Source organism: Immundisolibacter cernigliae, assembly GCF_001697225.1.
GTDB lineage: Bacteria > Pseudomonadota > Gammaproteobacteria > Immundisolibacterales > Immundisolibacteraceae > Immundisolibacter > Immundisolibacter cernigliae.
Window position 1 is genome coordinate 3,111,184 of sequence record NZ_CP014671.1, and the last position, 26,110, is coordinate 3,137,293.

The following is a 26,110-nucleotide window of genomic DNA, read 5'->3' on the forward strand; positions in this document are numbered from 1 at the left end:
CGAGAGCAAGGCTACTCGAAACTCACCCCGCGCACTGCTGATCCGGCGGCCCAGTCTGGTGGATAAACACCCCGCTCGATGTAGCGGTGAAATGACGAATACGGCCCGTCCACAACGCGGTCGGCGTGGCCGTGTTTCACGGGGTTGTGATGAATGTAGTCCACGTGTCGGCTCAGGTCGGCCGCATCGCGGATCGCGTGTTCCCAGAAGCGCCGCTGCCAGATGCCGCGCTCGCCGGTGCGCTGGCGTCGTTCGGACAGCCGTTCCCCAGCCGCGATGCCGCGCGCGAAGGCGGCTTTGATCAGTCGCCAGCGGGTGGAGAAATCGGCATCGCCGGGCGGCAGCGTCCAGACGCAGTGCAGATGATCCGGGAGGATCACGATGGCGTCGATGGTGAAGGGATACCGATGCCGGACGCCGCGAAACGCTTCGCGCAGCGCCCCGATGTTCTCGACCAACAGCCGGCGGCGGCGGGGCAACCCGGAAGGCGGACTGCGCTGCGCTATTCCGCCCTACGCGGGCTGCGCGGCGGATCGTGCCTTGGGCAGCCTTGCTGCGTATCAGGCCCGATCCGCCGTACTAACGTCTTTCGTCAGGCGGCGGCCGGCGCCAGGTTCGCGCTCATCACCGGCTGAATGCCGGCCGGGCCCTTGTCCCAGGCCGGGCCGGGGTGCAGCACCTCGGTCACGTAGCCCAGCTCCTTGGCCGTATCGACGTAATAGAAATTGGCAAAGCCGCCGCCGATGCCGCCGCCCATGACCACCGGCATGCCGGCCTGGGCCAGGCGCTGTGCACTGGCCTTCCAGGCCTCCGCGTCCGGCAGCATCGAGGCGTTGACGTGGTGGATGCCCTCGCCGACCAGGTTGCGGTAGTTCTCCTTGTAGTGGCTGGGGCCGAAGGTCGGCTGGATGACCTCGAAACCCAGCAGCGGCGTGAAGCTGAACAGCGTCGTGAAGTAGGCGTGGTCGACCGGCTTGCCCATGTATTCCGGGTCTTCCAGCGAGCCGGGGGCGTTGCGCCAGTTCATGAAGTTCCATTCGGCAAGCCCGAACAGGCGCGACCAGTCGGCCACGCGCGCCATAAGATCGTTGACCACTACGCCAAAGTGCATCTGGAAGGTGCCCAGCGGCAGCAGCGGGCCGCCCTCGGGAACCGCATCGGCAAGGTTCCAGACCTCGTCCGGTTGCGCGGCCGGGCGCTCGCCATCGGCCACCAGCAGCTGCACGTAGAAGCCGCCCAGAGTCGCCCGGGTGTCCAGACACACTTCGCGCACGCCGTCGGGCAACACGGCGCTTTGCGCGATGCCGACGCCTTCCTTGGCCAGCCAGGTTTCGAGCTGCTCCATCCCGGCCTTGTCCACGACCGCAGTGCAGACGTGGTGGATGCCCTCGCCCTTGGTGAGAAGGAATTCCTGATAGGTGGTCCAGCCGCCGCGCGGCTCGATCAGACGGATGGTGACCGGCCCCAGATTGGTCTGCGCCTGGCCGGTGGCGGTCAGAAAATGCTGCGGCGCGGCATGGCCGCGGGTGACGGTGTTTTTCAGGCGCTCGGGCGTGTGGTCGGTCACGGCCCAGTCGGTGACGCCGTACATGCGCGCGAACTTGCCGGCGCTGGCGCGGGCGTCCTGTACGACCACGCCGATGTGCAGCAGGTCGTCGGTGGGAATCTTGTTCATTGCGTGGCTCCGCGTCGGTTCAGGCCCAACGGATGGTGGTCATGCGATCGGCGGGGTCCAGCGGCTGCCAGATGCCGTCGACGAGGTCGTAGTTCGCCTGCGGGTAGAACTCGAAGGTCGGGCTCAGCGCGCGGGCCTGTTCCTGATCGGGCGCGCCCTGTTCGCGCATTTGTTTGTTCCAGTGCTGGTCGTAGAGCGCGCGGCTGGCCCAGTGCTCCATCAGGATGACCCGCTGCGGGTTGTCCACGCTGCGGAACAGTTCGTACTGCAGCGCGCCCGGTTCCTGCAGGACCGGCTTGAAGGCCTGTGCCATGCCGGCCACGGCCTGCTCGGCGGCTTCCGGGCTCGGGAAGTTCAGGGTGACGATGACGCGTACGCCGGCCATAGGGTGCTTCTCCTCGTTATGTGGCTTTGAACAATCCGCTCAGTAAAACAGGCTCAGGTTCTTGACCAGCAGGGTCGCCATGTCGAACACCACGGTGCGGTTGACGATCTGGAATCCGTACGGCGCATTCGCCCGGCGCAGGCGGTCGAAGCGCTTGCCGATCACCGAGTCCTGGTGCCGCTCGCTGCTGGTGCGGTACACGTGAAAACTCGACTGCACGTCGAACTCGTCGGCCTGGCCGGTGGTGTGCGCACGCACGTTGCTGACCAGATGCCGCGTGCGTGACGGCGGCGCCTCGGACCAGGCCATGTTGGTGTACAGGCGGTTCACGCGCTCGCCCAGCATGTGCAGGTTCTCGTCGAAATGCGCCGCCGTGCCGGGCGGGTACATCTCGCGTTCCATCTCGCGCGCCAGGCGGTTCTCGCGCACCGGCGCCCAGTAATGCACGTCCGGCGCCATCAGGGCCAGCCAGTCGCGGAATTTCCAGGCGTCCAGCAGCTCGGCCTCGGCATACAGGAACTGTTCAATCTCGTAGGCCGTCTGCATGGGCACGTTGACCGGCGCCAGATGGTCCTCGCGCTGGAACAGGTGCACGACGTTCGGTTCGTTCATGGCGCTGGCCTCAGGCGGCGGCCGCGTCGGGCTTCGCGGGCGGCTGGCCTTGCGCGGCAAGCGCGCGGCGCTCGGCGTCCTCGCGCTGCTGTTTGCGCCGCGTCAGGTCCGGCCAGGGCGCGCCGGACATCATGTCCATGTAATGCCGGTACATGCCGCGGGCGCCTTCTTCGGCGTATACGTGCGGCACCGTGCGACCCGGCAGGCCGTCGGCGTCGTAACGCGCCCGTCCGAGCATCTGCTTGTAGATCAGCGGCGCCTTGCGTGCCATGTGGCCGCGCAGGATGCGTTGTTCCTCCTCCCAGTTGACGGCGTCGTCCTGCTCGAACATGCCGGCCGGGCTGAAGGTGCGCAGCAGGTCCAGGCGGATCGCCTCCTTGACCTCGGCCGGCGCCGCCACCGGCGCCATCGACCAGGCCCAGATTTCCATCTCGTTCGGGCCGCGCGGGTGCGTGACGCGGAACGTGTAGTTACTGAGCATCATGAAGTTCGGAAAGATGTTGGCGTGGCCGGCCGAGAGCACCCGCTCGGGGCCCAGACGCGCGGCGACCTGCGCTGCCGTGGCTTCCTGCCAGCGGTAGATGGTTTCGTTCATGGTCGGCATGCCGCCGGCAAACCAGCCGTTGCCGTGGCCGTAGGGTGAAGCGAACTGAAAGCCGGACGGGTTGGACAGCTGCCCGAGCTGGCGCATGGCCCAGTCCGGCGGCGGGCTGTGGGCGTCCTTGGGCGGCGGGACCATGACCTGAAACGCTGAGGCGTGCGACACCTCGCCGTGGTACATGTCCGACGCCGGCTGTTCGGCGTTGAACTTCCAGTTGGCGGGCAGCACCCACTTGTGCATGCCGACGACTTCCAGGCCGCCTTCGTAGCGGTCGATGTAGGCGTCGAAGTACCAGGCGAAATCGCCCAGATAGTCCTCGAAGGCCGGGGCCGCAGCGTCCCAGGTGCCGAAGATGAAGCCCTTGTAATTGGCCAGGCGCACCGGCGTCGCACGAAATTCGGCCCGCTCCACGGCGTCGTAGATTGCCTCGCCGTGCGGGATATTGATCACGTCGCCGTCAAGGCCGTAATTCCAGCCGTGGAACGAGCACATGAAATTGCGCGCGTTGCCGCGGTCGGCGCGGCAGATGCGCATGCCGCGGTGCCGGCACTGGTTCAGAAAGGCTCTGACTGACCCGTCCGGCTGGCGCACCACCAGCACCGGATCCTCGCCGATGTAGTTCTGGATGAAGTCGCCGGGCTGCGGAAGCATCTTGTCGTGGGCCAGGAATATCCAGGAGCGGGCGAATATCTGCTCCAGCTCCTGTTCGTAGATCGCTTGGCTGTGAAAAATTTCACCGCGGATCAGGCCGCGGTCGGGGTCGATCAGGTGCGAAACATCCATGCTTCTTCTCCGCCTCGGCCGTCGCGTGCCTTATGCTCACGAACGTTTGGCCATGGTAGGGGCGCGCGAAGCGGGGTGTCAATTTGCGTCACAGGGGAGGATCGGGCGATGACCGATGAGGGCAAGGGACACGGGGTTCAGTGGGATCAGGAGTTCGACTGGATCGTGGTCGGCAGCGGCGGTGGGGGCATGACATCGGCGCTGACCGCGCATCACCACGGCCTGCGCAGCGTGATCATCGAGAAATCCGCCTACGTCGGCGGCAGCACCGCGCGATCAGGCGGCTGCGTGTGGATTCCGAACAACTACCTGGCCCTGCACGGCGGCCTGCCGGACAGTGCGCAACTGGCCCGCACCTACATGGCCGCCACGGTCGGCGAGCGTACGCCACGCGCGCTGCAGGAGGCTTACCTGAAACATGGCCCGGACATGATCGCCTTTCTGCGCGACCACAGCGCGATGCAGTTCGAGTGGAGCCGGGGCTATTCGGACTATTACCCGGAGGCGCCGGGCGGCTTCGCCGATGGCCGGGCGCTGGAGCCGCTGCCCTTCAACGGTCGCGAACTTGGACCGAACTTCAAGCACCTGCGCCGGCCGGTGATGCTGGGCGTGCGCTACACCTCAATCAGCCTGCGCCGGGTGCAGATCATGGGCGGCCTGCGCCGGCACTGGAGCGGCCGCCGCCAGTTGCTGCGGACCATCGCCGATACGGCCCGCAACCTGCTGACCGGCAAGGCCATGCTGACGATGGGGCAGGGCATTGCCGGGCGTTTGTATTACTCGGTGCTGCGCGCCGGCATCCCGGTGGAGCTGAACACCGCCCTGACGCGGCTGATCCAGGAAGACGGCCGCGTGGTCGGCGTGGAAGTGATGCGCAACTTCAAGCCACGCCGCTATCGGGCCAGGCGCGGCGTGTTGCTGGCCACGGGCGGCTTTGCCCACAACCAGGCCATGCGCGATCAGTACCACCCGCAGCCGTCGCAGGCCGCCTGGTCGATCGCGGTCGAGAGTGACACTGGCGACGGCATCCGTGCCGGTCAGGTGGTCGGGGCGCGCGTGGACCTGATGGAAGACGCCTGGTGGGGGCCGGTCAGCCAGGTCGGCGCTCAGCGCTATCCGAACTTCAGCGTCACCGAACGCTCGACGCCCGGCGCGATGATGGTGAACAGCCAGGGCGAGCGCTTCGTGAACGAGGCGGCCCCTTACTCGGACGTCGTGCACCGCATCCATGAGCTGCACAACGGCACGGGCGTGTCGCACGTGCCGTGCTGGATCATCCTGGACCGGGCCAACCGGGAGTCGTACCTGCTGGGCCTGGCGCCACCGGCGTTGCCCTTGCCGCGCAAGTTCTTCGAGCACGGCGATTTCTTCAAGGCGCCGACGCTGGAGGCGCTGGCCGGGCAGATCGGCGTGCCGGGCGACAAGCTGGTGGCCTCGGTGCGCAGGTTCAACGCCTATGCGGAAAGCGGCGTCGATGCCGATTTTCACCGCGGTGAGAGCGCCTACGACCGCATCTTCGGCGACCCGCATTTCCGTAACCCGAACCTGGCGCCGCTGACCAAGCCGCCGTTTTACGCCGTCAAGCTGTACCCCGGCGACATTGGCACCCGTGGTGGCCTGGTCACCAACGAATTGGCGCAGGTGCTGGATCGCAACGGTACCGTTATCGAAGGCCTGTGGGCCACCGGCAACAGCATGGCCTCGGTGATGGGCCATTCCTACCCTGGGCCGGGCGCCACCATCGGGCCGTCCATGACCTTCGGTTACGTTGCCGCCCTCGCAGCCGCCGGCAAGATCAGTGCCTCGATGCCGGCCGCAGGCGATGCGGCAACGGTCGACGCCGGTCAGGCCGGCGTCAGTTCGTAAACCTGGTACTCGATGCCGCCAGGCACGACCCGGCCTTCGCCCACGGCCAGCGTGTGGTTCAACCACTGATAGCGCGCGTCGCCGGTTTCGAAGCGCAGCTGGGTGATCAGGTAAAGCTCGCCGAAGCGGGTCTCGCCGCGGCTGGCGATCGCCTGGCCGAAGCGGGCACTCATCTCCAGAAACCCGCCGTAGGTGACGTAGATGTTCGCGCCGTCGTCGGTTTCGAGCACGATCCGCACATCCACGCGGCCCATGCCGCCCTGGTCCACCAGTATCCAGTCGGCGCCGCTGGCATGAATCCGGCCTTTCAGGCGCTCGCCATCGAAGGCGCCGCCGGTGATGTTGGCCACCATGCGTTGCCCGGTCGGCGTGGGGCCGACCTCGATCGGCGCCGCGACATCGACGTTGAAGCGCATCAGCGCGGTCAGGTGCATATCGACTCCTCCCGGGTAGTCGCGGCTCGACGCCGCTGTTGTGGCCCGCTTCGAATCAGGTCAGGGCGGCCTCGATGTCCTGTTCGATTTTCTCGGGCTTGGTGGCCGGCGCGTAGCGTTTGATGACCTTGCCGTCGCGGCCGACCAGGAACTTGGTGAAATTCCACTTGATGGCCTCGCTACCCAGCACCCCCGGCGCCGCGTTCTTGAGCAGGCGATACAGCGGGTGGGCTCCGTCGCCGTTGACCTCGATCTTCTCGAACATCGGGAAGCTGACCTCGTAGCGGGTGCTGCAGAAGCTGGCGATTTCCTGCGCGTCGCCCGGCTCCTGCTTGCCGAACTGATTGCACGGAAAGCCCAGAATCTGCAGGCCGCGGTCCCTGAACTTGCGATAGACCGCTTCGAGCGCCTGGTACTGGGGCGTGAAGCCGCACTTGCTGGCGGTATTCACGATCAGCAGGGCCTTGCCCTTGAACTGGTCCAGCGTCACGGGCTCGCCGTTCAGCTGTTTTGCTTCGACATCGTAGATGCTTGTCATGGGGACGCCTCCTGGGCGGGAGTTGATCGTCAGGGTGGTTGCCGCCGGCCGCCGTCATCTGGGCGGTCGAGCCGCTCCTGCTGCGGCAGGCACTCAAGCAGGTCGGCTGTCGCCACCGCGGCCATGTCCGATAGTACGGCTGGAGCCTGCGCCGCGCATGCAGCTGCCCGTGTTGCGGCCCTTGCCGATCGAGGCCGGCGGCCGCAGCGGGGCTTGGTGGGCCGTTCATGCGCTGTGGCATGATTGATCCGCACACCCCCTGTCTCTCATCGACCCGCCCCGCCGACCCAGCATGACCGTGCGGCCCCGCCAAGTCTTGCCGAAGTACCTGTCGCTGCTGCTGGCCTTGTTGCTGGTGGCGTTGCAGACGGGCGGCATGCTGCACGCGCTGGGCCATCTGTCGCACGAGCAGCGGACCGACTCGCCGGTGGTGCCGCAGCATGCGGTGTGCGTGCTGTGCGTGGCGTATGTCGGCCACGATGGCGCACTGGCGCCGGCGCCGCCGGCGGTCATTTCCCTGGGCACGGCCGCGCCGGCACCGGTCGCGCTGCGGTCCCACGTTTTCCTTCCTCCTGTTGCTCTCCCGTATCAGGTTCGCGCGCCGCCGGCATCGGTCGTCGTCTGAAACCTGATCGGCAGCCATCGGCCGCCGCGACCAATGGCCCGTTTGTCGGGCCGTCACGGGAGTGTTTCCATGTTCCATCGTCTGTTGCTTGCAGCAGGTCTTGCTGTTGCGCTGGCGAGTCCTGCCCGGGCCGCATCGCCGGATGAAATAGCCGCCCTGCGGGCCGAGTTCGAAAGCAAATTCCAGTCCCTTCAGGCCGACTACGAGGCGCGCCTGAAAGCGCTCGAGAGCCGCGTGCAGACGGCCGAAATCAAGGCCGACAACGCCCAGCAGGATGCCGCCGCGAATGCCGGTCCACCGCCGGTCTCGTCCAGCGCCTTCAATCCCGATATTTCGCTGATCCTGCAGGGTGCCTACATCGACCGCGCCGGGGGCGAGCGGCCGATCAGCGGCTTTTTGCCGGCCGACGAGCATGCGCACGGCGAGCGCGGCTTCACCCTGGACCACACCGAGGTGGTGATCAGCGCCAACGTCGATCCCTACTCGCGCGCCCTGGTCAATCTGGCGCTGGCGGACGACGAGGTCGAGGTCGAGGAAGCCTGGTTCCAGACCCTGCGTCTGGGCCACGGCCTGACGGTCAAGGGCGGCCGCTTCCGGTCCGGCATCGGCTACCAGAACGAACGCCACCCGCACGCCTGGGACTTTGCCGACAACAGCCTGATGTACTCGGCGCTGTTCGGCGAAGCACTGAAACAGGACGGCCTGCAACTGCGCTGGCTGGCGCCGACTGAGCTGTTCCTGGAACTGGGCGCCGAGGTGGCCAAGGGGCAGTTCTTTCCCGGCTCGGATGGCGGCGCTGACAAGAACGGCGCCGGCGCCTGGGCCGCTTTTGCCCATGTCGGTGGCGATGTCGGTGTCGCGCATTCCTGGCGCGCGGGTCTGTCGTACCTGCGCGCATCGCCGCGGGAGCGCGAGGGCTTCCTGGACGACATCAACGACTTCGAGGCGCTGACGGCGTTCTCGGGCCGGTCCAGTGCCTGGCTGGCCGACTTCGTCTGGAAATGGGCGCCGGACGGCAACCCCAGGCAGCGCAACTTCATCTTCGCGGCAGAGTATTTCGATCGCGACGAGGACGGGGACCTGCTGTGCCGGGACGATTCCGCAGCGGGCGGCGCCTGCCTGGGTCTGACCGACCGTTACGCCAGCGCCCAGTCGGGCGGCTACGCGCAGGCCATCTATCAGTTCATGCCGCGCTGGCGCACGGGCCTGCGCTATGACCGGCTGGATGGGGGTTCGGTGGATTTCGGGACCAACGGGGCGTTCTTCGAGGCAGTGGATTTCGATCCGAGCCGCTGGAGCCTGATGACCGACTACTCGCCGTCGGAGTTCTCGCGCTTCCGGTTGCAGTTCGCCCGCGACAAGTCGTTCGAGGGTGATCCCGACAACCAAGTCATCCTGCAATACATCCTGAGCATCGGCGCGCACGGCGCCCACAAATTCTGAAGGAGTTGCCCGATGAAATCCTTGTTCGTCTTCGTTCTGACTGCTTTTTTTCTGGCCGCGCCAGCGGCCAACGCGGCGCTTAATGTGTTGACCTGCGAGCCCGAATGGGCCGCGCTGACCCAGGAACTGGCCGGCGACCTGGCGCAGGTCAGTTCGGCGACCACGGCGCTGCAGGACCCGCACCGCATTCAGGCGCGGCCCTCGCTGCTGGCCAAGGCGCGGCGGGCCGATCTGCTGATCTGCACCGGCGCCGAGTTGGAGATGGGCTGGCTACCGCTGCTGCAGCGCGAGGCCGGCAATGCGCGCATCCAGCCCGGCCAGCCGGGTTATTTCGAAGCGGCGCGCTTTGCCCGCATCATCGAGCGGCCCACGGCGCTCGATCGCGCACAGGGCGACGTCCACGCCAGCGGCAACCCGCACCTGCATCTGGACCCGCGCAACATTGCCCGGGTAGCCGACGGTTTGACCAAGCGCCTGGCGGACCTGGACCCTGTAAACGGGGCCCGCTATGCGCAGCGCAACACGGACTTTCAGAGCCGCTGGACGGCGGCCATGGCGCGCTGGGAACAGCAGGGCGCGCGCCTGCGGGGCGCGCCGGTGGTGGTGCATCACCGTAACCTGAGTTACCTCGCCGACTGGCTGGGGCTGCAGGTGATCGGCGAGCTGGAGCCCAGGCCCGGCATGGAGCCGACCGCCGGCCACCTTGCCGAATTGCTGGAAACGCTCAAGGCGACGCCGGCGCGGATGGTATTGCGCACCGCTTACGAGTCGCCCAAGGCCTCCGAATGGCTGGCCAGTCGGGCCACTATCCCGGCGCTGGAACTGCCCTATACCGTCGGCGGCTCGCCGGGCGCGAAGGATCTGTTCGGCCTGTTCGACGATACCCTCAGTCGCCTGCAGCAGTCCGCGCCATGACCCTCGACGGACTCGAGCCCACCATCCTGCTGCCGGCGATGGCGGCGGGACTGCTGGTGCTGGTCAGCCATGTGCCGCTGGGCATGGAGGTGCTGCGCCGGGGGATCATCTTCATCGATCTGGCCATCGCCCAGATCGCGGGTCTGGGCATCGTCATTGCGAGCACGCTCGGCTTCGAGGTGAACGGTTGGCGCACCCAGCTCAGCGCGGTGATCGCCGCCCTGGCCGGCGCGCTGTGCCTGCGCTGGATGGAGAAGAAAAACCCGGATCATCTGGAGGCGGTGATCGGCGTCAGCTTCGTGGCGGCGGCCTGCGCAGCCATCGTGTTGATGAGCCACGACCCGCACGCCGGCGAGCACCTGCAGGAGCTGCTGGTGGGACAGATCCTGTGGACCACCTGGGCCGGCCTGCTGCCGCTGGCGCTGGTCACGGCCGGCGTGTTGGCAGGCTGGTTCGGCTGCAATCTGAAAGCCTCGCCGCTCGGTTTCTACCTTCTGTTCGCGCTCACCATCACGGCTTCGGTGCAGGTGGTCGGCGTGTACCTGGTGTTCGCCAGCCTGATCGTGCCGGCGCTGGCCGCGGCGGGGCGGCTGTGGCGCGCCTACGCGGTCGGCGTCGCCGGCTATGGGCTGGGCCTGCTGGTGTCGGGATTGTTCGATCTGCCGGCCGGGGCGGCCATCGTATTGATGCTGGTGGTTGTGGCGGTGCTGGCCGGCGGGCTGGCGCGCGCCAGCAATCGAACGCCGTCCTGAACGACGGGGCGGTCCGGCGCGCGATGTCGGTCAGCCGCTGCGCTTCAATTTGACGCCGATGCGCGCCACCCGCACGACGTTGCCTTGGGTCTGCACGATCTCGACCGGGTAGTTGCCCAGCAGCAGGCTGGTGGCCGGCGTGGGGATGTCCTCCAGGTGCTCCAGGATGGCGCCGTTCAGGGTCTTGGCGTCGCTCAGGGGCAGATCCCAGCCCATGGTGCGGTTCAGTTCCCGCACGCTGGCGCTGCCGGCCACCAGACAGGAGCCGTCCGGTTGCGGGTGCACGTCGGTTTTGACTGCCGTCGGTGTGTCGGTGAACTCGCCGATGATCTCGCCCAGGATGTCCTCGACCGTGACCAGGCCGACCGTGTCGCCGTACTCGTTGACCACCAGCGCCAGGCGCTCGTGTCCGGTCTGGAACTGCAGCAACTGCTGGGTCAGCGCAGTGCCTTCTGGCACGTAGTACGGCTCCTGCAGCAGGGTCTGCAGGCGCTGTGCGTCGAACGCGTTGTCGGCCAACAGGTGCATCACGCGGCGCAGGTGCAGCATGCCCAGCACCTGGTCGAGCGAGCCGCGACATACCGGCAGGCGGGTATGAGGGCTGTTGCGCAGCTGTTCAAGCAGGTCCGGCCAACTGTCATCAAGGTCCAGATAACGCACCTCGTTGCGGTGCACCATCACGTCCTCGACCACGACGCTTTCAAGGTCCAGGATGCGCAGCAGCATGCCGCGATGACGGGGTGAGAAATGATGCCCGGCCTCGAACAGCAGGCTGCGCAACTCCTCGCGACCCAGCGCATCGGGCGTGGCGTCGCCGGTGCGCACCCCCAGCAGGCGCAGTACGCCGTTGGCGACAAAATTCACGCTGACCACGATCGGCAGCAACACCGACATCAGCGCCGACAGCGCGTAGGCGGCCGGAAATCCGACCCGCTCAGGGTGCAATGCGGCCAGTGTCTTGGGGGCGACCTCACCAAAGATGAGTGCAAAGATGGTCAGCAGCCCGGCCATCAGCGCGATGGCTCCATCGCCCCACACCTGCAGGGCGATCAGCGTGGCAGCGCTGGAGGCCAGGATGTCGCAGAAGTTGTTGCCCAGCTGCACCAGGCCGATGAAACGGTCAGGCTGACGCAGCAGTGCGTCTGCGCGGCGGGCACCGGGGTGGCCGGCGCGCACCAGATGTCGCAAGCGATAGCGGTTAAGGGACAGCAGCGCCGTTTCGGCGGCGGCAAACAGGCCCGATAACAGAACCAGCCCAATCAGCGCCGCAATCAGCAGCGCCAGGGGTAAGTCGTCGTCCAAGCAGGATCAGGCCTCGTGTGGCAGCAAATTGCCCCGATCATTGGCAGCCGGCGCACCGGCTGTCAAGGCGAGGATCGGTGCAGCGGCCCCATCCACTGTCGACGCGGTGGGCAGCAGGGCCAGGCGCAGGCCGGCGCGGTAGTGGCCCGCCGCCGCCTCGGGCTGCCCGATTTCCTCCAGCAACTGCGCCACTTCCAGATGGCTCTGGGCAGTCGGTGCCAGCAGCAGGCTGCTGTCGAAGTAGGCCTGCGCCTTGGCCCACAGCCGGACCCGTCGGGCCAGCCTGCCCAGCGCCAGCAGCAAGGCTGGATCGTCTGGATGCGCCGCCAGCCAGTGCTCGGCAACCGACAACTGGCGCTGCGGATCATCGCCCGCGTAACGGCCGAAGGCATCCAGGGCTGGCGCGCGCCAGTCCTCGCGCAGCAGCTCGCCGAGCAGTTCCTGCGCCGCCTCGTGGCGCCCGGCCCGCCGCAGTGCCTGCGCGTAGGCGAGCCGGACTTCGCCGTCCCGGCGCAGTCGCCGCGACAGTTGCGGCCACAGCAAATCCGGTACCTCGCTGTCGGCCAGACGCGCGCAGGCGATTTCGGCTTCCTGGGACGCGGCCTGCGCCGAATCGATGATGCCGACCCGGCGCAGCCGCGGCAGCAGATCCTGCAGGGTTTGCCAGTCCCGGCGATCGCGCGCCAGGCGGGCTTCGAGTTCCAGCAGGCGCGGGCTGTCGTGACCGGCCATGGCCTTCAGTGTGGACGCCGCCGCGGTCGCATCGCCTGCATCCAGCTGCGCCCTGGCTTGCAGGTGGGCAATTGCCAGATGCGCGTGGGGCGCGGCCGCGCGGGCGGCGGCGAACTCGCGCTCGCGGCTGATCGGATCGGCGCGCAGTTGTGCCAGGTGCGCCAGCGCCAGGGCGTGCAGGGCCGGGGCCACGGTCGCACGCCGGCTGCGCTGGAGCAGTTTTTGCGCTTGCGGGTAATGCCCTTCGAGCAAGGCCAGGACGCCCGCCGCAAGGTCGGTTTCAGACTGTTCGCGTCGCCGCAGCAGGCGCCGCAGGCGCCGCCGCCACAAGGCCTGGCGGGCCCGGGTGGCGCTGCCGAGCAGCCAATGCAGCGCGCCGAACAGAAGCGCGGCCAGGAGCAGCGCTACCAGCAAGCTGCGGATCTCGATTCGCCAGTCTCCCCACGCCAGCAGGAGGTAGCCCGGTTGCCCGGCAACCAGGTTCGCCAGCAGCACGCCCGCCGCGGCCGCCAGCAGCAGCCACAACAGGCGCCTCATGGGCCGCGGTCCGCGCCCGTCGCGCGGCGTAGGGCATCGAGTTGAGCGCCGAGCGTGGACAGATCCGGCAGCGGCGGACGCAGGTCCACGCTTGACAGGCGGGTGACGGTGCCCAGCGCGGTTGTCGTGGCCGGTTCGGAGGCGCTCAGGTAGGCATCGGCCCAGAGCTGGACGTCGGCCAGTTCACGCTGAAAGGCGCTGCTGTCGCGACGCTGCAGGGCAAAGTCGGCGGCAGTCAGCTTCAGCGCCAGTTGCTGGCGCAGGTATTGGATCTCGTGTGGGCGCAACAGCGGCTGAACCGGCGTGCCGACGCGCTGGACGACGATGATTTCACCCAGTTGCTGCCAGGCTTGCTGCACGGCGCCGCGCCAGCCGGGCGCGGCTGCTGCCACGGGCGCGGTCCCCGGCTCGCGCAGCGGGGAGACCTGCAGTGCACGCGCCGCCTGGGCAAGTTCACTGCTGAGCACGCCCACATCCGGCACACGCACCTGTTCCAGGGCAGCTCGGGCTTTGTCGAGGGCCATGCGCGCGCCGGCACTGCCCGGTACCGGCGCCAGGGTGGCGCTGGCCAGGTTCAGGGCAAGCGCGGCGCGGGCCGGGTCGTAGTCAAAAGCGGCCGCGCGCTGCGCGCTGCGCACCAGGTAGTCAGCTTCCGCCAGCGACCAGACCGCAAGCCGCGCCGGCCCCAGCTGGTCGACGCGCGCGTTCAGGTCCCGCGCGCGCTTTTCGAGCGCGACCAGGTCTTCGCTGGCGGTGCTGCGCCAGTTTTCGAGGGAATCGATCCGCTGTTCGGCCGCGACCACGCTGCGGGCCTGGTTGGCCAGTTGTGCCTGCAGGGGTTGCCACATGCGCGACCAGACGGCCATTCCAGCGAGCGGTATTGCCGCAAGCACCAATAGGCCCAGCAGAAACGGCCACAGTCGCCGCGCAGGGGGGGCGACAGTTTCCGGACGCTGACTGGCGACTGGCGACGACTGCGTGCTTGCAGTCGAGGCAGCGTGCGGCGCCGGTGGCTCAGGCACGCTGCTGCAGCGGCCGGGCGGCCAGCGAGGTCGGCACACGACCGGCCAGCTCTTCGAGCGCCAGGCGGTAGACCTCGCGTTTGAAGTTGACGATTTGCGTCAGCGGGGCCCAGTAATCGACCCAGCGCCAGGCGTCGAACTCCGGGGTGCCATCGGCATCAAGGCGGATGCGCTCCTCGCCGGCGGTCAGACGCAGCAGGTACCAGAGCTGTTTCTGGCCGATGCACGGCGGCCGATCGCGACGCAGATAGCGGCGCGGGATCATGTAGCGCAGCCAGCCCTGAGTGGCGCCCAGCAGTTCCACGTCCTGGCAGGTCAGGCCGACCTCTTCCTGCAGCTCCCGAAACAGCGCCTGCTCGGGCGTTTCGTGATGCTTGATGCCGCCCTGCGGGAACTGCCAGGTGTTCTGGCCGATGCGCCGGCCCCAGAACACGTGACCGGCGTCGTTGACCAGGATGATGCCGACGTTTGCCCGGAAGCCTTCCGCATCGATCATGGCGAGATCCTTCCTGCAATTGCGTACGCTGCCGGCAAGGGCCGAAGCCTTGGCACGGCACTGTAAACTTGCGGTCGATGTTAGCACGCAGCCCTACCAGGAACGGCCCCGAATGGCCCGCACGCTTGCCCTGTTCGATCTGGACAACACCTTGCTGACCGACGATAGCGACTACCTGTGGGGGCGCTACCTGGCCGACGCCGGCCTGGTCGACGGCCCCGCCTACGAGGCCCAGAACGCGCGCTATTACGCCCTGTACAAGGCCGGCGACCTGGACATCCACGAATTTCTGGCCTTTGCGCTGCGCCCGTTGCGGGAGCTTGCCCTGCCGCGACTGATCGAACTGCGCGGGCGCTTCGTGGCCGAGTGGATCGTCCCGCGGGTGGCGCCGGGAGCGAGGGCCCTGATCGAGCGCCACCGCCGCGATGGCCACATGCCGGTCATCATTACGGCCACCAACCGTTTCGTGACCGGGCCGATTGCCGGTCTGCTGGGCGTGCCGGCGTTGATCGCCACCGAGCCGGAGCGCGACGCGGAGGGTTTTACCGGTCGCGCGCTGGACCCGCCGTGCTTCCAGGCGGGCAAGGTAGCCCGCCTCGAGTCCTGGCAAACTCGCTATGGCTATGCTGGTGCGTACACCTATTTCTATAGCGATTCCCACAACGACCTGCCGCTGCTGGAGCGGGTGGATGTGCCGGTTGCGGTCGATGCGGACCCGCAACTGACGGCGGTTGCCGCCGCCCGTGGCTGGTCGCAGCTCAGCCTGCGCGGGGTGTCATGACGGTGCCAGGTGGGCGCCGGGCGGGGGCGGGCAGGGCTCTGGTATCATCCCGGCCGCCCGTGAACGGCCGCCGAGGTCGCTCGCCGGTGCGGCACCACGCCGCGCATCCGCAACGCCCCGCGCCCGTCGGGGCGTTTTATTTACCGACAGCGCCCTGGGCCGTATTTATCTTGCGCCATTCATATTCAACGGTTTCCGGAATGCTGCGCGCGACCTGGGCGGGGCTGCTGGCCGGTATCCTGAGTGCGCCTGCGCAGGCGGCGGTGAGCCAGCCGAGCGACGCCCAGTGCGGCAGCGCGTTTGAGTTCATCGGTCCGGATCCGGCCGTGGCGGCGCGGGCCAAGGCCAGCGGTCAGCCGATCTACGTGGTGGCCGAGTCGTCCGAAGCCCAGCCCTCGGGGGACATTTTGCTCAGCGGCCAGGCGGCCATCGTCAAGGGCGATCGCCAACTCAACGCCGACGAGGTCACGTTCAACCGCGACAGCCAGGCGGCGGTGGCCACCGGCGCGGTGGTGTTCGGCGACAGCCGCATGATGCTCGAGGGCAGCAGCCTGTCCTACAACATCGACGCCGACCAGGGCACCATCGAGAACGCCAGTTATGCGCTGCGCGAGAAGCGGGCCCGTGGTCGCGCCACGCGCATCATTCGCCGCGATGCCAGCCGGCACACGCTGGAAGGCGCTTTCTACACCACCTGTCCGCCGGGCAAGCGGGACTGGGCGGTGCGCTCGTCCAAGGTCGATCTGGATTTTGACGCCGGCGAAGGCTCGGCGCGCAACGTGGTGCTGGACTTCAAGGGCATACCGATCCTGTACAGCCCGTATTTCAGCTTTCCGCTCTCCGACAAGCGCAAGTCCGGGTTTCTGGCGCCGAGCGCCGGCAATTCCGACGAAATCGGCTTCGAACTGCGGGCGCCGTACTACCTGAACCTGGCGCCCAACTACGACGCCACCATCACGCCCCGCTACATGAGCAAGCGCGGTCTGATGATGGAGGGCCTGGGGCGCTACCTGTTCACTGACGTGCAGGGCGAGATCGGCGGCAGTTTCCTGCCGTCCGACAAGGTTGCCGACCGCAACCGCAACGCCCTGTTCATGTCCCAGTCAGGTGCCTTCACGCCGCGCTGGACGCATTACCTCACCTACAACAGCGTGTCCGATGACGCCTATTTCGAGGACTTCGGCAAGGACATCAGCGATGTGAGCACCACCCACTTGCAGCGCCTGGCAAACACCACCTACAACGGTGACAACTGGCGGGTCATGGGGCAGGTCGAGACTTACCAGACGCTCAGCGGCACGCGACCGTACCGGCGCCTGCCGCAGCTGATGTTCAACACCTCCGGCGCCACGTTCGGCGGTCTGAACTACGCCCTGGACAGCGAGTACACCGCCTACGACCACCCGGACCTGGTCGATGGCACACGCCTGGACCTGTACCCCAGCATCAGCCTGCCGTGGGAGCGGGCGGCGTTTCGGATCGAGCCGCGGGTCGGCTTTCGCTACACGCAGTACCAGCTGAACGACCAGTTGCCGGGGCTGGACGATGCGCCGAGCCGCTCGGTGCCGATCGTCAGCCTGGACAGCGGGCTGTTTTTCGAGCGTGACCTCGACCTGTGGGGCGTGAGTGCCCAGCAGACGCTCGAACCGCGATTGTTCTATCTGTACATCCCGCAGCGGGACCAGGACGACATTCCCGTGTTCGACACCGGCGATACGGATTTCAGCTTCCAGTCGCTGTTTCGTACCAACCGCTTCTCCGGCCCGGATCGCCAGGGCGATGCCAACCAGGTCACCGCGGCGGTCACCAGCCGTTTTCTGAGCGCCACCAGCGGGGTCGAGATGCTGCGCGCGAGCCTCGGCCAGATTCGCTACCTGCGTGATCGCCAGGTCAGCCTGCGTCCCGGCCCGGCGCTGGACAGCCGCGAGTCGGCCATCGTCGCGGAGCTGTGGGCGCGCCTGACGCGAGCCCTGACCGCCCGTGGCGACCTTGAATGGGATCCGGACAGCGGCAGCACGCAGCGATCCGTGTTTGGTGTTTATTACCGGCCAAGCGGTGGCCTGTTGCTGAATGCGTCCTACCGCATGCGCCGCGAGCTGCCGGACCTGTCGGCACCGGGTCTTACCGACAGCCTGGAGCAGATCGACCTGTCGGGCGTCATTCCGCTGGGTCGGAACTGGCAGCTGGTGGGCCGGTCTTACTACTCGCTGCCGGAGTCCAAGGTCATCGAGAGCTTTGTCGGTTTGGGTTATGAGAGCTGCTGCTGGGGCGCGCGGGTGGTTACCCGGCGCTACATCCGCAATCTGAGCGGCGAGACCACCAGCGCCATCCTGTTCGAACTCGAACTGAAGGGCCTGACCAACATCGGCAACAAAGTGGAAAACCTGCTCACCGAAGGGGTGTTCGGCTACAACCGCAACGCCTACGGACTCTGATTGCGACCCTGTGGACAAGGCGCCCTGACGTGAAACGATTGCTCGCCGTGCTGTGCGCCGTTGTGTTGCCGTTGGCGGCACCGGCGGCCAACCTTGACCGCGTCGTTGCGGTAGTCAACAAGGACGTGATCGTTCAGAGCGAACTCGAGCGCGAGGTGCAGCGCATCCTGGCGGATTTGCGCAGTCGGGGCACGGCGACGCCGCCGCGGCGGGAGTTCGAGCGTCAGGTGCTCGAGCACCTGGTGGCGCGGCGCTTGCAGATGCAGCTGGCCGACCAGGCCGGCATCAACATCGGCGACGACGAACTGAACTTCACGCTGCAGAACATCGCGGCCCGCAACAACCTGTCGCTGGCCCAGATGCGCGAGGCAGTCGTCGCCGACGGCGGCAGCTTCGAGGATTTTCGTGACCAGATCCGCAGCGAGATGCGCATCACCCAGCTGCGCCAGAAGGAAGTCATTGCCCGCATCAACGTTTCCGATGCCGAGGTCGAGCGCTTCCTGGCCGAGGGTGGCGATACCGCCGCCGGCCGCTACCACCTGGCGCACATTCTGATCGCCCTGCCACCGGACCCGACGCCGGAGCAAGTGCGAAGCACCGAAGCCCAGGCACGGCAGGTGCATTCGGAGCTGATCGCGGGCGCCGATTTCGCCAGCACCGCGGTGGTGGTATCCAAGGGCCAGCAGGCGCTGGAAGGCGGCGATCTGGGCTGGCGCAATGCCGACGAGCTGCCGCCGCCGTTCGTCGCCGCGGTGCGCGATCTGTCGCCAGGCGGCATCAGCGACCTGATTCCGAGTGCCAACGGTTTCCACATCCTGAAGTTGCTGGAGTCCGATGCCGCCGGCGGCCGTCACGTGGTCGAGCAGACCCACGTCGAACACATCCTGGTCAAGGCCGAGGCAGGGCGCGAGGACGAGGCCCGGGCGCGCATCGAGTCCCTGCGCCAGCGCATTCTGGCCGGGGAGGATTTTCATGACCTGGCGCGAACCCATTCCGACGATCCGGGCTCGGCCGTCAAGGGCGGCGACCTGGGCTGGGTCAGCGCTGAAGAAGTGGTGCCGGCGTTCTCCAGCGCCATGCAGAACCTGCCCGAGGGTGAACTGAGCGAGCCGGTACAGTCCAACTTCGGTTTTCACTTGATCCGAGTGCTCGGCCGGCGCAGTCACGACGACACCGAAGCCTACCGGCGTGCCCATGCCCGCGACACCCTGCGTGCGCGCAAGGCGGAAGAAATGACCCAGGCCTGGGTCCAGCGCCTGCGCGACGAGGCCTACGTGGAGCTGCGCCTGTAGGAGCGCGCAATGATCCGTCTGGCGATCACGGTCGGCGAGCCGGCCGGCATCGGGCCGGATATCTGCCTTGAGCTGGCGCGCACGGCGCCGCCCGGTGACCTCGAACTGACCTTCGTCGGCGACGCCGGGCACCTGTTGGGCCGCGCGGCGGCGCTCGGCCAGGCGGTGCGCATCGAGCCCTTCGATCCGCACCAGCCGGCCGCTGCGGCTGCACCCGACACGCTGCGCGTCTGGCAAGTGGACCTGCCGCGCTCGCCGCCGCCCGGCCGGCCCGATCCGGCCAACGCCCTGGCGCTGCTGGAAGGTCTGGATCATGCCGTCGCCGGCTGCCTCGATGGGCGTTTCGATGCCATCGTGACCGCGCCGCTCGACAAGGGCGTGATCTGCGACGCCGGCATCCCGTTCAGCGGCCATACCGAATACCTGGCCGCCCGCACCGGCACCGCCCAGGTGGTGATGCTGCTGGTGGCAGGCACGCTGCGTGTGGCGCTGGCGACCACCCATCTGCCGCTGCGGCAGGTGCCGGACGCCCTCACCATCGACGGCCTGACCGGCACGCTGCGCATCCTGGATCACGACCTGCGCAGCCGTTTCGGCATCGCCCGCCCGCGCATCGCCGTGTGCGGCCTGAACCCCCACGCCGGCGAGCGCGGTCATCTGGGGCGCGAGGAAATCGACGTGATCGGACCGGCCATCGTGGCGGGCCAGGCGCTGGGCCTGGACCTGGCCGGTCCGTTGCCGGCCGACACGCTGTTCACGCCCGCGCGTCTGGCGCCGTTCGACGCCGTGCTGGCCATGTACCACGACCAGGGCCTGCCGGTGCTCAAGTACGCCGGCTTCGGGCAGGCGGTCAACGTGACGCTTGGCCTGCCGATCATCCGCAGCTCGGTCGACCACGGTACCGCCTACGATCTGGCCGGCAGCGGCAAGGCCGACGCCGGCAGCCTGCGCGCGGCCGTGACGCTGGCGGCCGAGCTGGTCAGGGCAGGGCGCTGATGCAGCCGGCCAGAAAGCGCTTCGGCCAGAACTTCCTGCACAGCCCGGGCGTGATTGCGCGCATCGTGGCCAGCCTGGCGCCGCGGCCGGGGCAGGCGCTGGTCGAAATCGGCCCCGGCCGCGGCGCGCTGACCGAGCCGGTGCTGGCCCTGGCCGGGGCGCTGCATGCCATCGAACTGGACCGGGACCTGGCCGCCGAGCTGCAGACGCGCTTTGCCGGTCGCGGCCTTGACCTGCTCGGTGCCGATGCGCTGCGCTTCGACTTTGCCAGCCTGGCGCCGCCCGGCGGGCGCCTGCGCGTGTTCGGCAACCTGCCGTACAACATCTCGACGCCGCTGCTGTTTCACCTGCTCGATCAACGGGCGGTCATCGGCGACATGCTGTTCATGCTGCAGCGCGAAGTGGTCGACCGCATGGCGGCCGCGCCGGGCGATCCGGACTACGGGCGCCTGTCGGTGATGATCCAGTACGCGTGCGAGGTCGAGGCGCTGTTCATCGTGCCGCCGGGGGCGTTCTGGCCGGCGCCCAAGGTGCAGTCGCGCATCGTGCTGCTGACGCCGTACCGGACCTTGCCGTATCCGGCCGCGGACGAAAGGCGCTTTGCCGAGGTCGTGCAGCGCGCCTTCGCGCAGCGCCGAAAGACCCTGCGCAACAGCCTGTCGGGCGTGGTCACAGAAGCCCAGTTTGCTGCGGCCGGCATCGAACCGGGGCTGCGGCCCGAGGTGCTGTCCGTGGCCCAGTTCGTGCGCCTGGCGGACGCCTGAGCGTGCGCATCCCGCGCGTTTATGTCGACCAGCCGCTGGCGAGCGGCGCCGACTGCCCGCTGGACCGGCGGGCGCTCGACCACGCGATCAAGGTGCTGCGCCTGCGGGCGGGCGATCCGCTGTGCCTGTTCAACGGCCAGGGCGGCGAGTTCGCTGCCGTGCTGGCGCGCGGCGCCGATGGCGCCCTGCTGGCGCAGGTCGGCGAGTTCACCCCGGATCGGCGCGAATCGCCCCTGGCGGTGCGGCTGGTGCAGGGCATCTCGCGCGGCGAGCGCATGGACTACACCCTGCAGAAGGCGGTCGAGCTTGGCGTGACCGACATCGTGCCGGTGATCACCGAACGCACCGTGCTGCGCCTGGCCGGCGAGCGGGCCGAGCGCCGCCTGGCGCACTGGCGTGGTGTGGTGCTGGCCGCCTGCGAGCAAAGCGGGCGCACCCGCGTGCCGGCAGTGGCCGAGCCGTGCGCGTTGTCCGAATATCTGGCCGAATACCTGGCCGACCACAGCGCGGACCCGGCGGCGGGCGCTGGCCTGTTGCTGGACTGGGCCGCGCCGGACGCGCTCACCGATCTGGCTGCCCTGACCGGCCCGGTCAGCGTGCTGATCGGGCCCGAGGGCGGACTCGCGGCGGCCGAACGTCAGGCCGCGCAGGCTGCCGGCTACCGGCCGGTGCGCATGGGGCCGCGGATTTTGCGCACCGAAACGGCCGCGGTCGTGGCGCTGGCCGTGCTGCAGGCGCTGGCCGGCGATCTTGGCGGTCGCCGCGGGGCCGGTGTCGGCCCGTAATATCCGCGTCGCAAGGATTCACGTGCATCAATCGAACCCGGGAGCTCTCATCATGCCGATTTGCCCCGCACGCATGGCCTGGATGCTCGCTGCCGGCTTGTTGCTGGCGAATGCGCCGGCCGGTGCCGCGCTGTCGGCTGCCGAGGCGGCTGCCGTATTCAAGGCGGCCGGCTTCACCAAGGCTGCCGACGGGCGTTACATCCGCTGCGAGGAAGAAACGCCGACCGCGTCCTACACGCCAGGGGCGATCGAAGAGGTCGACGTCAACGGCGACGGCCAGCCGGAAGCCTTCGTCACCGAGAGCAGCATGTTCTGCTACGGCTCGCCGCACACGTTCTTTGGCCTGGTGGCCAAACGGGCGGGCGCGTGGACGATGCTGCTCGACGATGTCGGCACGCCGGTGGTGCTCGAAACCCGTCACGGCGGCTGGGCCGATGTCGAGGTTGGCGGCCCCGGCTTCGGGGCGACGCCGGTTTGGCAGTGGGATGGCCAAGCCTACCAACGCAAGACGCCCGGCGAGTGACGCTGTCCCGGTGCTGCGGAAAACGCTGATTGCGTCAGTGTTCTAGGCCGTAAAGCCGCCGTCGATCGTCAGGCTGGCGCCGGTGACGAAGCCGGCCTCGGGACTTGCCCGACAGGCGGCCATCCCGGCCACTGCCTTGCCAAATTTTGTCAAAGTGCCTTAGTCTGCGGACATGAGCACGATGAACATTTCCCTGCCCGACAGCCTCAAGTCCTTCGTGGACGAGCAAGTCAGCCAGCGCGGTTACGGCACCAGCAGCGAGTATGTGCGCGAGTTGATCCGCAGGGACCAGGATCGGCTCCAGCTTCGCGAGCTTCTGCTGGCGGGCGCCGCGTCCGCGCCAACCGCCGCGGCCGACGCAGCTTACTTTGATGGCCTGCGTGACCAGCTTCATCAGGCCGCCAAGTCCGGCGCCCGTGGGTGAAGGCAAAGCCGGTCGTCCCGCGTGAGCAGGCCAACCGGGACATTGACCAAGCCATCGCGTACTACTTGGGTGAGGATGCCGGGCCGGCAGCGCTTGGATTCATCGACGCCCTGCAGCAGGCCTACGGCCACATCGGCCGCCACCCTGCGACCGGCTCGCCCCGCTACGCGCACGAATTGAACCTGCCGGGCCTGCGCTGCTGGCCGCTGAGGCGGTATCCCTACCTGGTTTTCTATGTCGAACGGCCCGACCACGTCGACGTTTGGCGCGTGCTGCATGCCGGACGCGATATCCCGGCGTGGATGCACGAGCCCGGCGACACCATTTGACGAACGGCCCGCTCGCAAACAGGGGAGGCTTTCTGACCTACAGCCACCGATTGACGAACGGCCCGCTCGCAAACAGGGGAGGCTTTCTGACCTACAGCCACCGATTGCTGCGGCGCGTTCCCTGGGTTGCGGGGAAACGCCGACTGCGCGGCGCTTCCTACGCCGTGAAGCCGCCGTCGATCGTCAGGCTGGCGCCGGTGACGAAGCCGGCCTCCGGGCTTGCCAGATAGGCCACCATGCCGGCCACTTCGTCGGCCGTTCCGTAACGCGGCACGGCCAGTATCTGCTCGCGAAGCGCACCGCCAAACTCGCTGTCGGCGGGATTCATGTCGGTGTCGATGGGTCCGGGCTGGACGTTGTTGACGGTGATGCCGCGCGGGCCCAGATCCCGCGCCAGACCCTTGACCAGCCCCACCAGCCCGGCCTTGCTCATGGCGTAGACGGCGCCACCGGCGAAGGGCATGCGCTCGGCATTGCAGCTGCCGATCATGATGATGCGCCCGCCCGGTCGCATGTGTTTGACGGCCGCCTCGGTGGCGACGAAGGCGGCGCGCAGGTTCACGGCCACCGTTTGGTCGAACTGCGCCAGCGGAAACTCGCCCGCCGGCGCCAGGTGGAACACGCCGGCATTGTTGACCAGGATGTCGATGCCGCCGAGCGTTGCCACGGTTTGCTCCACGGCTGCCACTACGGCGTTCGCGTCCGCGCTGTCGGCCTGAATGGCCAGCGCCTGGCCGCCGAAGGCTTGGGCGGCCTGGACGCTGGCCGCGGCCTGCTCGGCGTTGTGGACGTAGGTCAGGGCCACCTGCGCGCCGTCGCGTGCCAGGCGCCGCACGATGGCAGCGCCGATGCCGCGGCTGCCGCCGGTGACCAGCGCGCGCATGTTTTGCAGTGGTCGGGTCATGCCGGGCCTCCGGATGGATTGAAGAAACGGATCAGCGCCAGCGCGCGGCAGGCGCCTCAGGGCTGGCCGGAAAGCGCGGCAACCAGCCCGTCGAGCGTGGTGACCGGCGCGCTGCACTGGCCGCCCTGGCACAGGTACGCCACGGCTTCGCCCTGTGGCCGGCAGTGGGCGAGCACGCCGGGCAGGTCGGCCGCTTCGGGCGGGATGGCGAGCGTGATGCGCAGCGGCCGGTAGCCGGTGCGGGCGGCGGCCAGCCACGGCGCGAGTGCGCTGGGCGCGCCGCGCAGGATCAGCGTTTGCGGTGGCGTGAGCTGTTCTTCGAGCGCCGTCAGCAGGCCGCAGAAGCCGAGCGGGTGCTCCTGGAATCGGCCGGCGGCGCTGTGCACGGCGCGCGCTGCGGCGTCCAGGTAGCGCGGTTCGCCCAGCAGGTGACCGAGCCGGCCGAGCGCCCGGGCGGCAATGGCGCTGCCGGCCGGGGTGGCGTCGTCGCCCAGCGGCCGGGTGCGCACGATCAGCTGCTCGTGGTCATCGGCGGTGTGGAAAAAGCCGCCCTGGTCGGGATCCTGAAAGTGCGCAAGCATGACCTCGGCCAGGTCGACGGCAAAGGCCAGATGCTCGCCGTTCCAGCGGGTTTGCAGCAGTTCCAGCAGGCCGTCCAGCAGATAAGCGTGGTCGTCGAGGTAGGCGGCCAGATACGCCTGTTCGCCCTTGGCGACGGCCTTCAGGCGGCCGTCCTGCCACAGCACGCGGCGGGCAAAATCGGCCGCCGCGGCGGCGGCGTCGATGAAGGTGGTTTCGTTCAGGTGTCGCCCGGCCAGGGCCAGGCCGCCGATCATGAGACCGTTCCAGCCGGCCAGGATCTTGTCGTCCAGGCCCGGCCGCACGCGCGCGCTGCGGGCGGTGAACAGCTTCTGCATGGCGCCGGACAGCACCACCGCTACGCGCTGGGGCGAGAGGCCAACCTCGCTGGCGATGTCCGCCACGTCGGCGCACACGCGCAAATGCCAGCGGTGCTCGAAGTTGGGCGTGCTGTCGAGGCCAAAGCGACGGGCCAGGATGGCGTATTCCTCGGCGCTGAGCAGGGCTTTCACCTCGGCCCGATCCCAGGCGTAGAAGCGGCCTTCCTCGCCCTCGGAATCGGCATCCAGTGCCGCGTAAAAGCCGCCGTCCGGCGAGCGCATTTCGCGCAGTGCCCATTGGCCGGTGGTGTGCAGCACGGCGTCAAAACGCGCGCTGGCGGTGATCTGCGCCGCCTGTGCGTACAGGCGCAGCAGCTGGCCGTTGTCGGACAGCATTTTCTCGAAGTGCGGGATGTTCCATTCGGCGTCGACCGAGTAGCGGCAAAAGCCGCCGCCCAGATGGTCGTGGATGCCGCCGCGGGCCATTTGTTCGAGCGTCAGCAGCGCCATGCGCAGCGCCTGTTCGTCGCCGCTGCGGGCGTGTTCGCGCAGGCAGCGCTCGATCAGCGGCGCCTGCGGGAATTTGGGCGCGCCGCCAAAGCCGCCGTTCACGGGGTCGAACAGGCCGCTCAGTTCGGCCATGGCGCGGCGCAGCGGTGCGTCGCCGGGTGCCGCCTTGGCGTCGCCCAGGGTCTGGTTGCCCGCCAGGGCTTCCAGCAGCTCATGGTTCTGCTGATCGATTTGTGCCCGGTGGCTGCGGTAGTACTCGTCCACCCGGCCCAGCAAATCGGTGAAGGCCGGCAGGCCGTAGCGGGCCTCCCTGGGGAAATAGGTGCCGCCGAAGAAGGGCACCTGGTCCGGGGTCAGGAACATGGTCAGCGGCCAGCCGCCGCCGCGACCGGTCAGCATCTGGTGGGCCAGTTGATAGATGCGGTCCAGGTCCGGCCGTTCCTCGCGATCGACCTTGATGTTGACGAACAGGCTGTTCATCACCGCCGCCGTGGCGGGGTCCTCGAAGGACTCGTGCGCCATCACGTGGCACCAGTGGCAGGCCGAGTAGCCGATCGACAGCAGGATCGGCTTGTCCTGCGCGCGCGCCAGGGCCAGCGCCGCGTCGCCCCAGGGGTGCCAGTCGACCGGGTTGTGAGCGTGTTGCAGCAGATACGGACTGCGCTCGGCAGCCAGGCGGTTGGCCGGGTGGCCGGATGAGGCGACGTTGGACATGGCGGCAGGCGGTGGCAAGCGGGGTTGCCGGATCAT

The 26,110-nt window shown here is 68.2% G+C and carries 27 protein-coding genes and 1 pseudogene; 14 read left to right on the plus strand and 14 right to left on the minus strand.

Translation table 11 applies throughout. The annotated features are described in order from the left end of the window. Positions 1 to 11 precede the first annotated feature (11 nt). From PG2T_RS14610 to PG2T_RS14630, 5 genes are all read right to left on the minus strand, one after another. Positions 12 to 506 carry an REP-associated tyrosine transposase gene (locus PG2T_RS14610; protein ID WP_068807143.1) on the minus strand — a complete coding sequence of 165 codons (495 nt, stop codon included), beginning with the start codon at positions 504 to 506 and terminating at the stop codon, positions 12 to 14. Between the two features lie 86 nt (positions 507 to 592). Next, entirely contained in the window at positions 593 to 1,675 is a 1,083-nt protein-coding gene (locus PG2T_RS14615; RefSeq protein WP_068807145.1) for a VOC family protein, read from the minus strand. 19 nt (positions 1,676 to 1,694) lie between these two features. Further along, positions 1,695 to 2,060: a putative quinol monooxygenase gene (locus PG2T_RS14620; RefSeq protein ID WP_068807147.1), complete on the minus strand. Its 366-nt coding sequence runs from the start codon at positions 2,058 to 2,060 to the stop codon at positions 1,695 to 1,697. 39 nt (positions 2,061 to 2,099) lie between these two features. Next, positions 2,100 to 2,672, minus strand: a complete 573-nt coding sequence (locus PG2T_RS14625) for an aromatic-ring-hydroxylating dioxygenase subunit beta (protein WP_068808477.1) — start codon at positions 2,670 to 2,672, stop codon at positions 2,100 to 2,102. A gap of 10 nt (positions 2,673 to 2,682) precedes the next feature. Further along, positions 2,683 to 4,056 (minus strand): aromatic ring-hydroxylating dioxygenase subunit alpha, encoded by a 1,374-nt coding sequence (locus PG2T_RS14630; RefSeq protein WP_068807149.1) that lies wholly within the window; start codon positions 4,054 to 4,056, stop codon positions 2,683 to 2,685. Between the two features lie 108 nt (positions 4,057 to 4,164). On the opposite strand from PG2T_RS14630, the gene PG2T_RS14635 reads away from it, so the two are divergent. After that, positions 4,165 to 5,922, plus strand: a complete 1,758-nt coding sequence (locus PG2T_RS14635) for an FAD-dependent oxidoreductase (protein WP_068807151.1) — start codon at positions 4,165 to 4,167, stop codon at positions 5,920 to 5,922. On the opposite strand, the gene PG2T_RS14640 is transcribed toward PG2T_RS14635, so the two are convergent. Together PG2T_RS14640 and PG2T_RS14645 are read right to left on the minus strand one after the other, a co-directional pair. Next, complete coding sequence (locus PG2T_RS14640) at positions 5,901 to 6,356, minus strand: DUF3237 domain-containing protein (RefSeq protein ID WP_068807152.1); 456 nt, start codon at positions 6,354 to 6,356, stop codon at positions 5,901 to 5,903. The genes PG2T_RS14635 and PG2T_RS14640 overlap by 22 nt on opposite strands. Positions 6,357 to 6,411: 55 nt before the next feature. Then, positions 6,412 to 6,894, minus strand: coding sequence for a glutathione peroxidase (locus PG2T_RS14645; RefSeq protein WP_068807155.1), 483 nt, complete (start codon positions 6,892 to 6,894; stop codon positions 6,412 to 6,414). 292 nt (positions 6,895 to 7,186) lie between these two features. On the opposite strand from PG2T_RS14645, the gene PG2T_RS14650 reads away from it, so the two are divergent. From PG2T_RS14650 to PG2T_RS14665, 4 genes are all read left to right on the plus strand, one after another. Beyond that, positions 7,187 to 7,519 (plus strand): hypothetical protein, encoded by a 333-nt coding sequence (locus PG2T_RS14650; protein ID WP_068807158.1) that lies wholly within the window; start codon positions 7,187 to 7,189, stop codon positions 7,517 to 7,519. Positions 7,520 to 7,588: 69 nt separating this feature from the next. Further along, positions 7,589 to 8,962 carry a TonB-dependent receptor gene (locus tag PG2T_RS14655; RefSeq protein ID WP_068807161.1) on the plus strand — a complete coding sequence of 458 codons (1,374 nt, stop codon included), beginning with the start codon at positions 7,589 to 7,591 and terminating at the stop codon, positions 8,960 to 8,962. 12 nt (positions 8,963 to 8,974) lie between these two features. After that, complete coding sequence (locus PG2T_RS14660; RefSeq protein WP_068807163.1) at positions 8,975 to 9,877, plus strand: metal ABC transporter substrate-binding protein; 903 nt, start codon at positions 8,975 to 8,977, stop codon at positions 9,875 to 9,877. Next, positions 9,874 to 10,629 (plus strand): metal ABC transporter permease, encoded by a 756-nt coding sequence (locus tag PG2T_RS14665; RefSeq protein ID WP_068807166.1) that lies wholly within the window; start codon positions 9,874 to 9,876, stop codon positions 10,627 to 10,629. Before PG2T_RS14660 ends, PG2T_RS14665 begins: the two co-directional genes overlap by 4 nt. Before the next feature lie 30 nt (positions 10,630 to 10,659). Here the strand turns inward: PG2T_RS14665 and PG2T_RS14670 are convergent, their stop codons facing one another. From PG2T_RS14670 to PG2T_RS14685, 4 genes are all read right to left on the minus strand, one after another. Continuing rightward, the gene (locus tag PG2T_RS14670; protein WP_068807169.1) at positions 10,660 to 11,931 is read right to left on the minus strand and encodes an HlyC/CorC family transporter; all 1,272 of its coding nucleotides are present in this window, start codon (positions 11,929 to 11,931) and stop codon (positions 10,660 to 10,662) included. Positions 11,932 to 11,937: 6 nt separating this feature from the next. Further along, positions 11,938 to 13,200 carry a heme biosynthesis protein HemY gene (locus PG2T_RS14675; RefSeq protein ID WP_075968201.1) on the minus strand — a complete coding sequence of 421 codons (1,263 nt, stop codon included), beginning with the start codon at positions 13,198 to 13,200 and terminating at the stop codon, positions 11,938 to 11,940. Next, complete coding sequence (locus PG2T_RS14680) at positions 13,197 to 14,003, minus strand: uroporphyrinogen-III C-methyltransferase (protein ID WP_158513220.1); 807 nt, start codon at positions 14,001 to 14,003, stop codon at positions 13,197 to 13,199. The genes PG2T_RS14675 and PG2T_RS14680 overlap by 4 nt, the downstream gene beginning before the upstream one ends. A gap of 211 nt (positions 14,004 to 14,214) precedes the next feature. Beyond that, positions 14,215 to 14,718: an RNA pyrophosphohydrolase gene (locus tag PG2T_RS14685; RefSeq protein ID WP_068807178.1), complete on the minus strand. Its 504-nt coding sequence runs from the start codon at positions 14,716 to 14,718 to the stop codon at positions 14,215 to 14,217. A 112-nt stretch (positions 14,719 to 14,830) separates the two neighbouring features. Between PG2T_RS14685 and PG2T_RS14690 the strand changes: the two genes are divergently transcribed. From PG2T_RS14690 to PG2T_RS14720, 7 genes are all read left to right on the plus strand, one after another. After that, positions 14,831 to 15,499 (plus strand): HAD family hydrolase, encoded by a 669-nt coding sequence (locus PG2T_RS14690; protein WP_068807181.1) that lies wholly within the window; start codon positions 14,831 to 14,833, stop codon positions 15,497 to 15,499. A gap of 200 nt (positions 15,500 to 15,699) precedes the next feature. Then, positions 15,700 to 17,934 carry an LPS-assembly protein LptD gene (locus PG2T_RS14695; protein ID WP_068807184.1) on the plus strand — a complete coding sequence of 745 codons (2,235 nt, stop codon included), beginning with the start codon at positions 15,700 to 15,702 and terminating at the stop codon, positions 17,932 to 17,934. Between the two features lie 29 nt (positions 17,935 to 17,963). Further along, complete coding sequence (locus PG2T_RS14700; protein WP_068807186.1) at positions 17,964 to 19,226, plus strand: peptidylprolyl isomerase; 1,263 nt, start codon at positions 17,964 to 17,966, stop codon at positions 19,224 to 19,226. 9 nt (positions 19,227 to 19,235) lie between these two features. After that, positions 19,236 to 20,222: a 4-hydroxythreonine-4-phosphate dehydrogenase PdxA gene (pdxA, locus tag PG2T_RS14705; RefSeq protein ID WP_068807189.1), complete on the plus strand. Its 987-nt coding sequence runs from the start codon at positions 19,236 to 19,238 to the stop codon at positions 20,220 to 20,222. Then, complete coding sequence (gene rsmA / locus PG2T_RS14710; protein WP_068807194.1) at positions 20,222 to 20,986, plus strand: 16S rRNA (adenine(1518)-N(6)/adenine(1519)-N(6))-dimethyltransferase RsmA; 765 nt, start codon at positions 20,222 to 20,224, stop codon at positions 20,984 to 20,986. Before pdxA ends, rsmA begins: the two co-directional genes overlap by 1 nt. A gap of 2 nt (positions 20,987 to 20,988) precedes the next feature. Further along, positions 20,989 to 21,771 (plus strand): 16S rRNA (uracil(1498)-N(3))-methyltransferase, encoded by a 783-nt coding sequence (locus PG2T_RS14715; RefSeq protein ID WP_068807197.1) that lies wholly within the window; start codon positions 20,989 to 20,991, stop codon positions 21,769 to 21,771. Between the two features lie 52 nt (positions 21,772 to 21,823). After that, complete coding sequence (locus tag PG2T_RS14720; protein WP_145931111.1) at positions 21,824 to 22,294, plus strand: hypothetical protein; 471 nt, start codon at positions 21,824 to 21,826, stop codon at positions 22,292 to 22,294. Between the two features lie 42 nt (positions 22,295 to 22,336). On the opposite strand, the pseudogene PG2T_RS17090 reads toward PG2T_RS14720, so the two are convergent. Beyond that, positions 22,337 to 22,426, minus strand: a pseudogene (locus PG2T_RS17090) (oxidoreductase); the annotation flags it as partial. 40 nt (positions 22,427 to 22,466) lie between these two features. On the opposite strand from PG2T_RS17090, the gene PG2T_RS14725 reads away from it, so the two are divergent. Beyond that, positions 22,467 to 22,718, plus strand: coding sequence for a type II toxin-antitoxin system ParD family antitoxin (locus tag PG2T_RS14725; RefSeq protein WP_068807200.1), 252 nt, complete (start codon positions 22,467 to 22,469; stop codon positions 22,716 to 22,718). Continuing rightward, a complete protein-coding gene (locus PG2T_RS14730; protein ID WP_068807202.1) occupies positions 22,715 to 23,047 on the plus strand; it encodes a type II toxin-antitoxin system RelE/ParE family toxin in 333 nt (110 codons plus the stop codon). The genes PG2T_RS14725 and PG2T_RS14730 overlap by 4 nt, the downstream gene beginning before the upstream one ends. Before the next feature lie 157 nt (positions 23,048 to 23,204). Here PG2T_RS14730 and PG2T_RS14735 read toward each other — a convergent pair whose 3' ends face one another. Both PG2T_RS14735 and PG2T_RS14740 read right to left on the minus strand, forming a co-directional pair. Then, on the minus strand, positions 23,205 to 23,951 hold the full coding sequence (locus PG2T_RS14735; protein ID WP_068807205.1) for a 3-oxoacyl-ACP reductase family protein: 747 nt from the start codon (positions 23,949 to 23,951) through the stop codon (positions 23,205 to 23,207). Positions 23,952 to 24,007: 56 nt separating this feature from the next. Then, positions 24,008 to 26,110 carry a thioredoxin domain-containing protein gene (locus PG2T_RS14740; RefSeq protein WP_236953271.1) on the minus strand — a complete coding sequence of 701 codons (2,103 nt, stop codon included), beginning with the start codon at positions 26,108 to 26,110 and terminating at the stop codon, positions 24,008 to 24,010.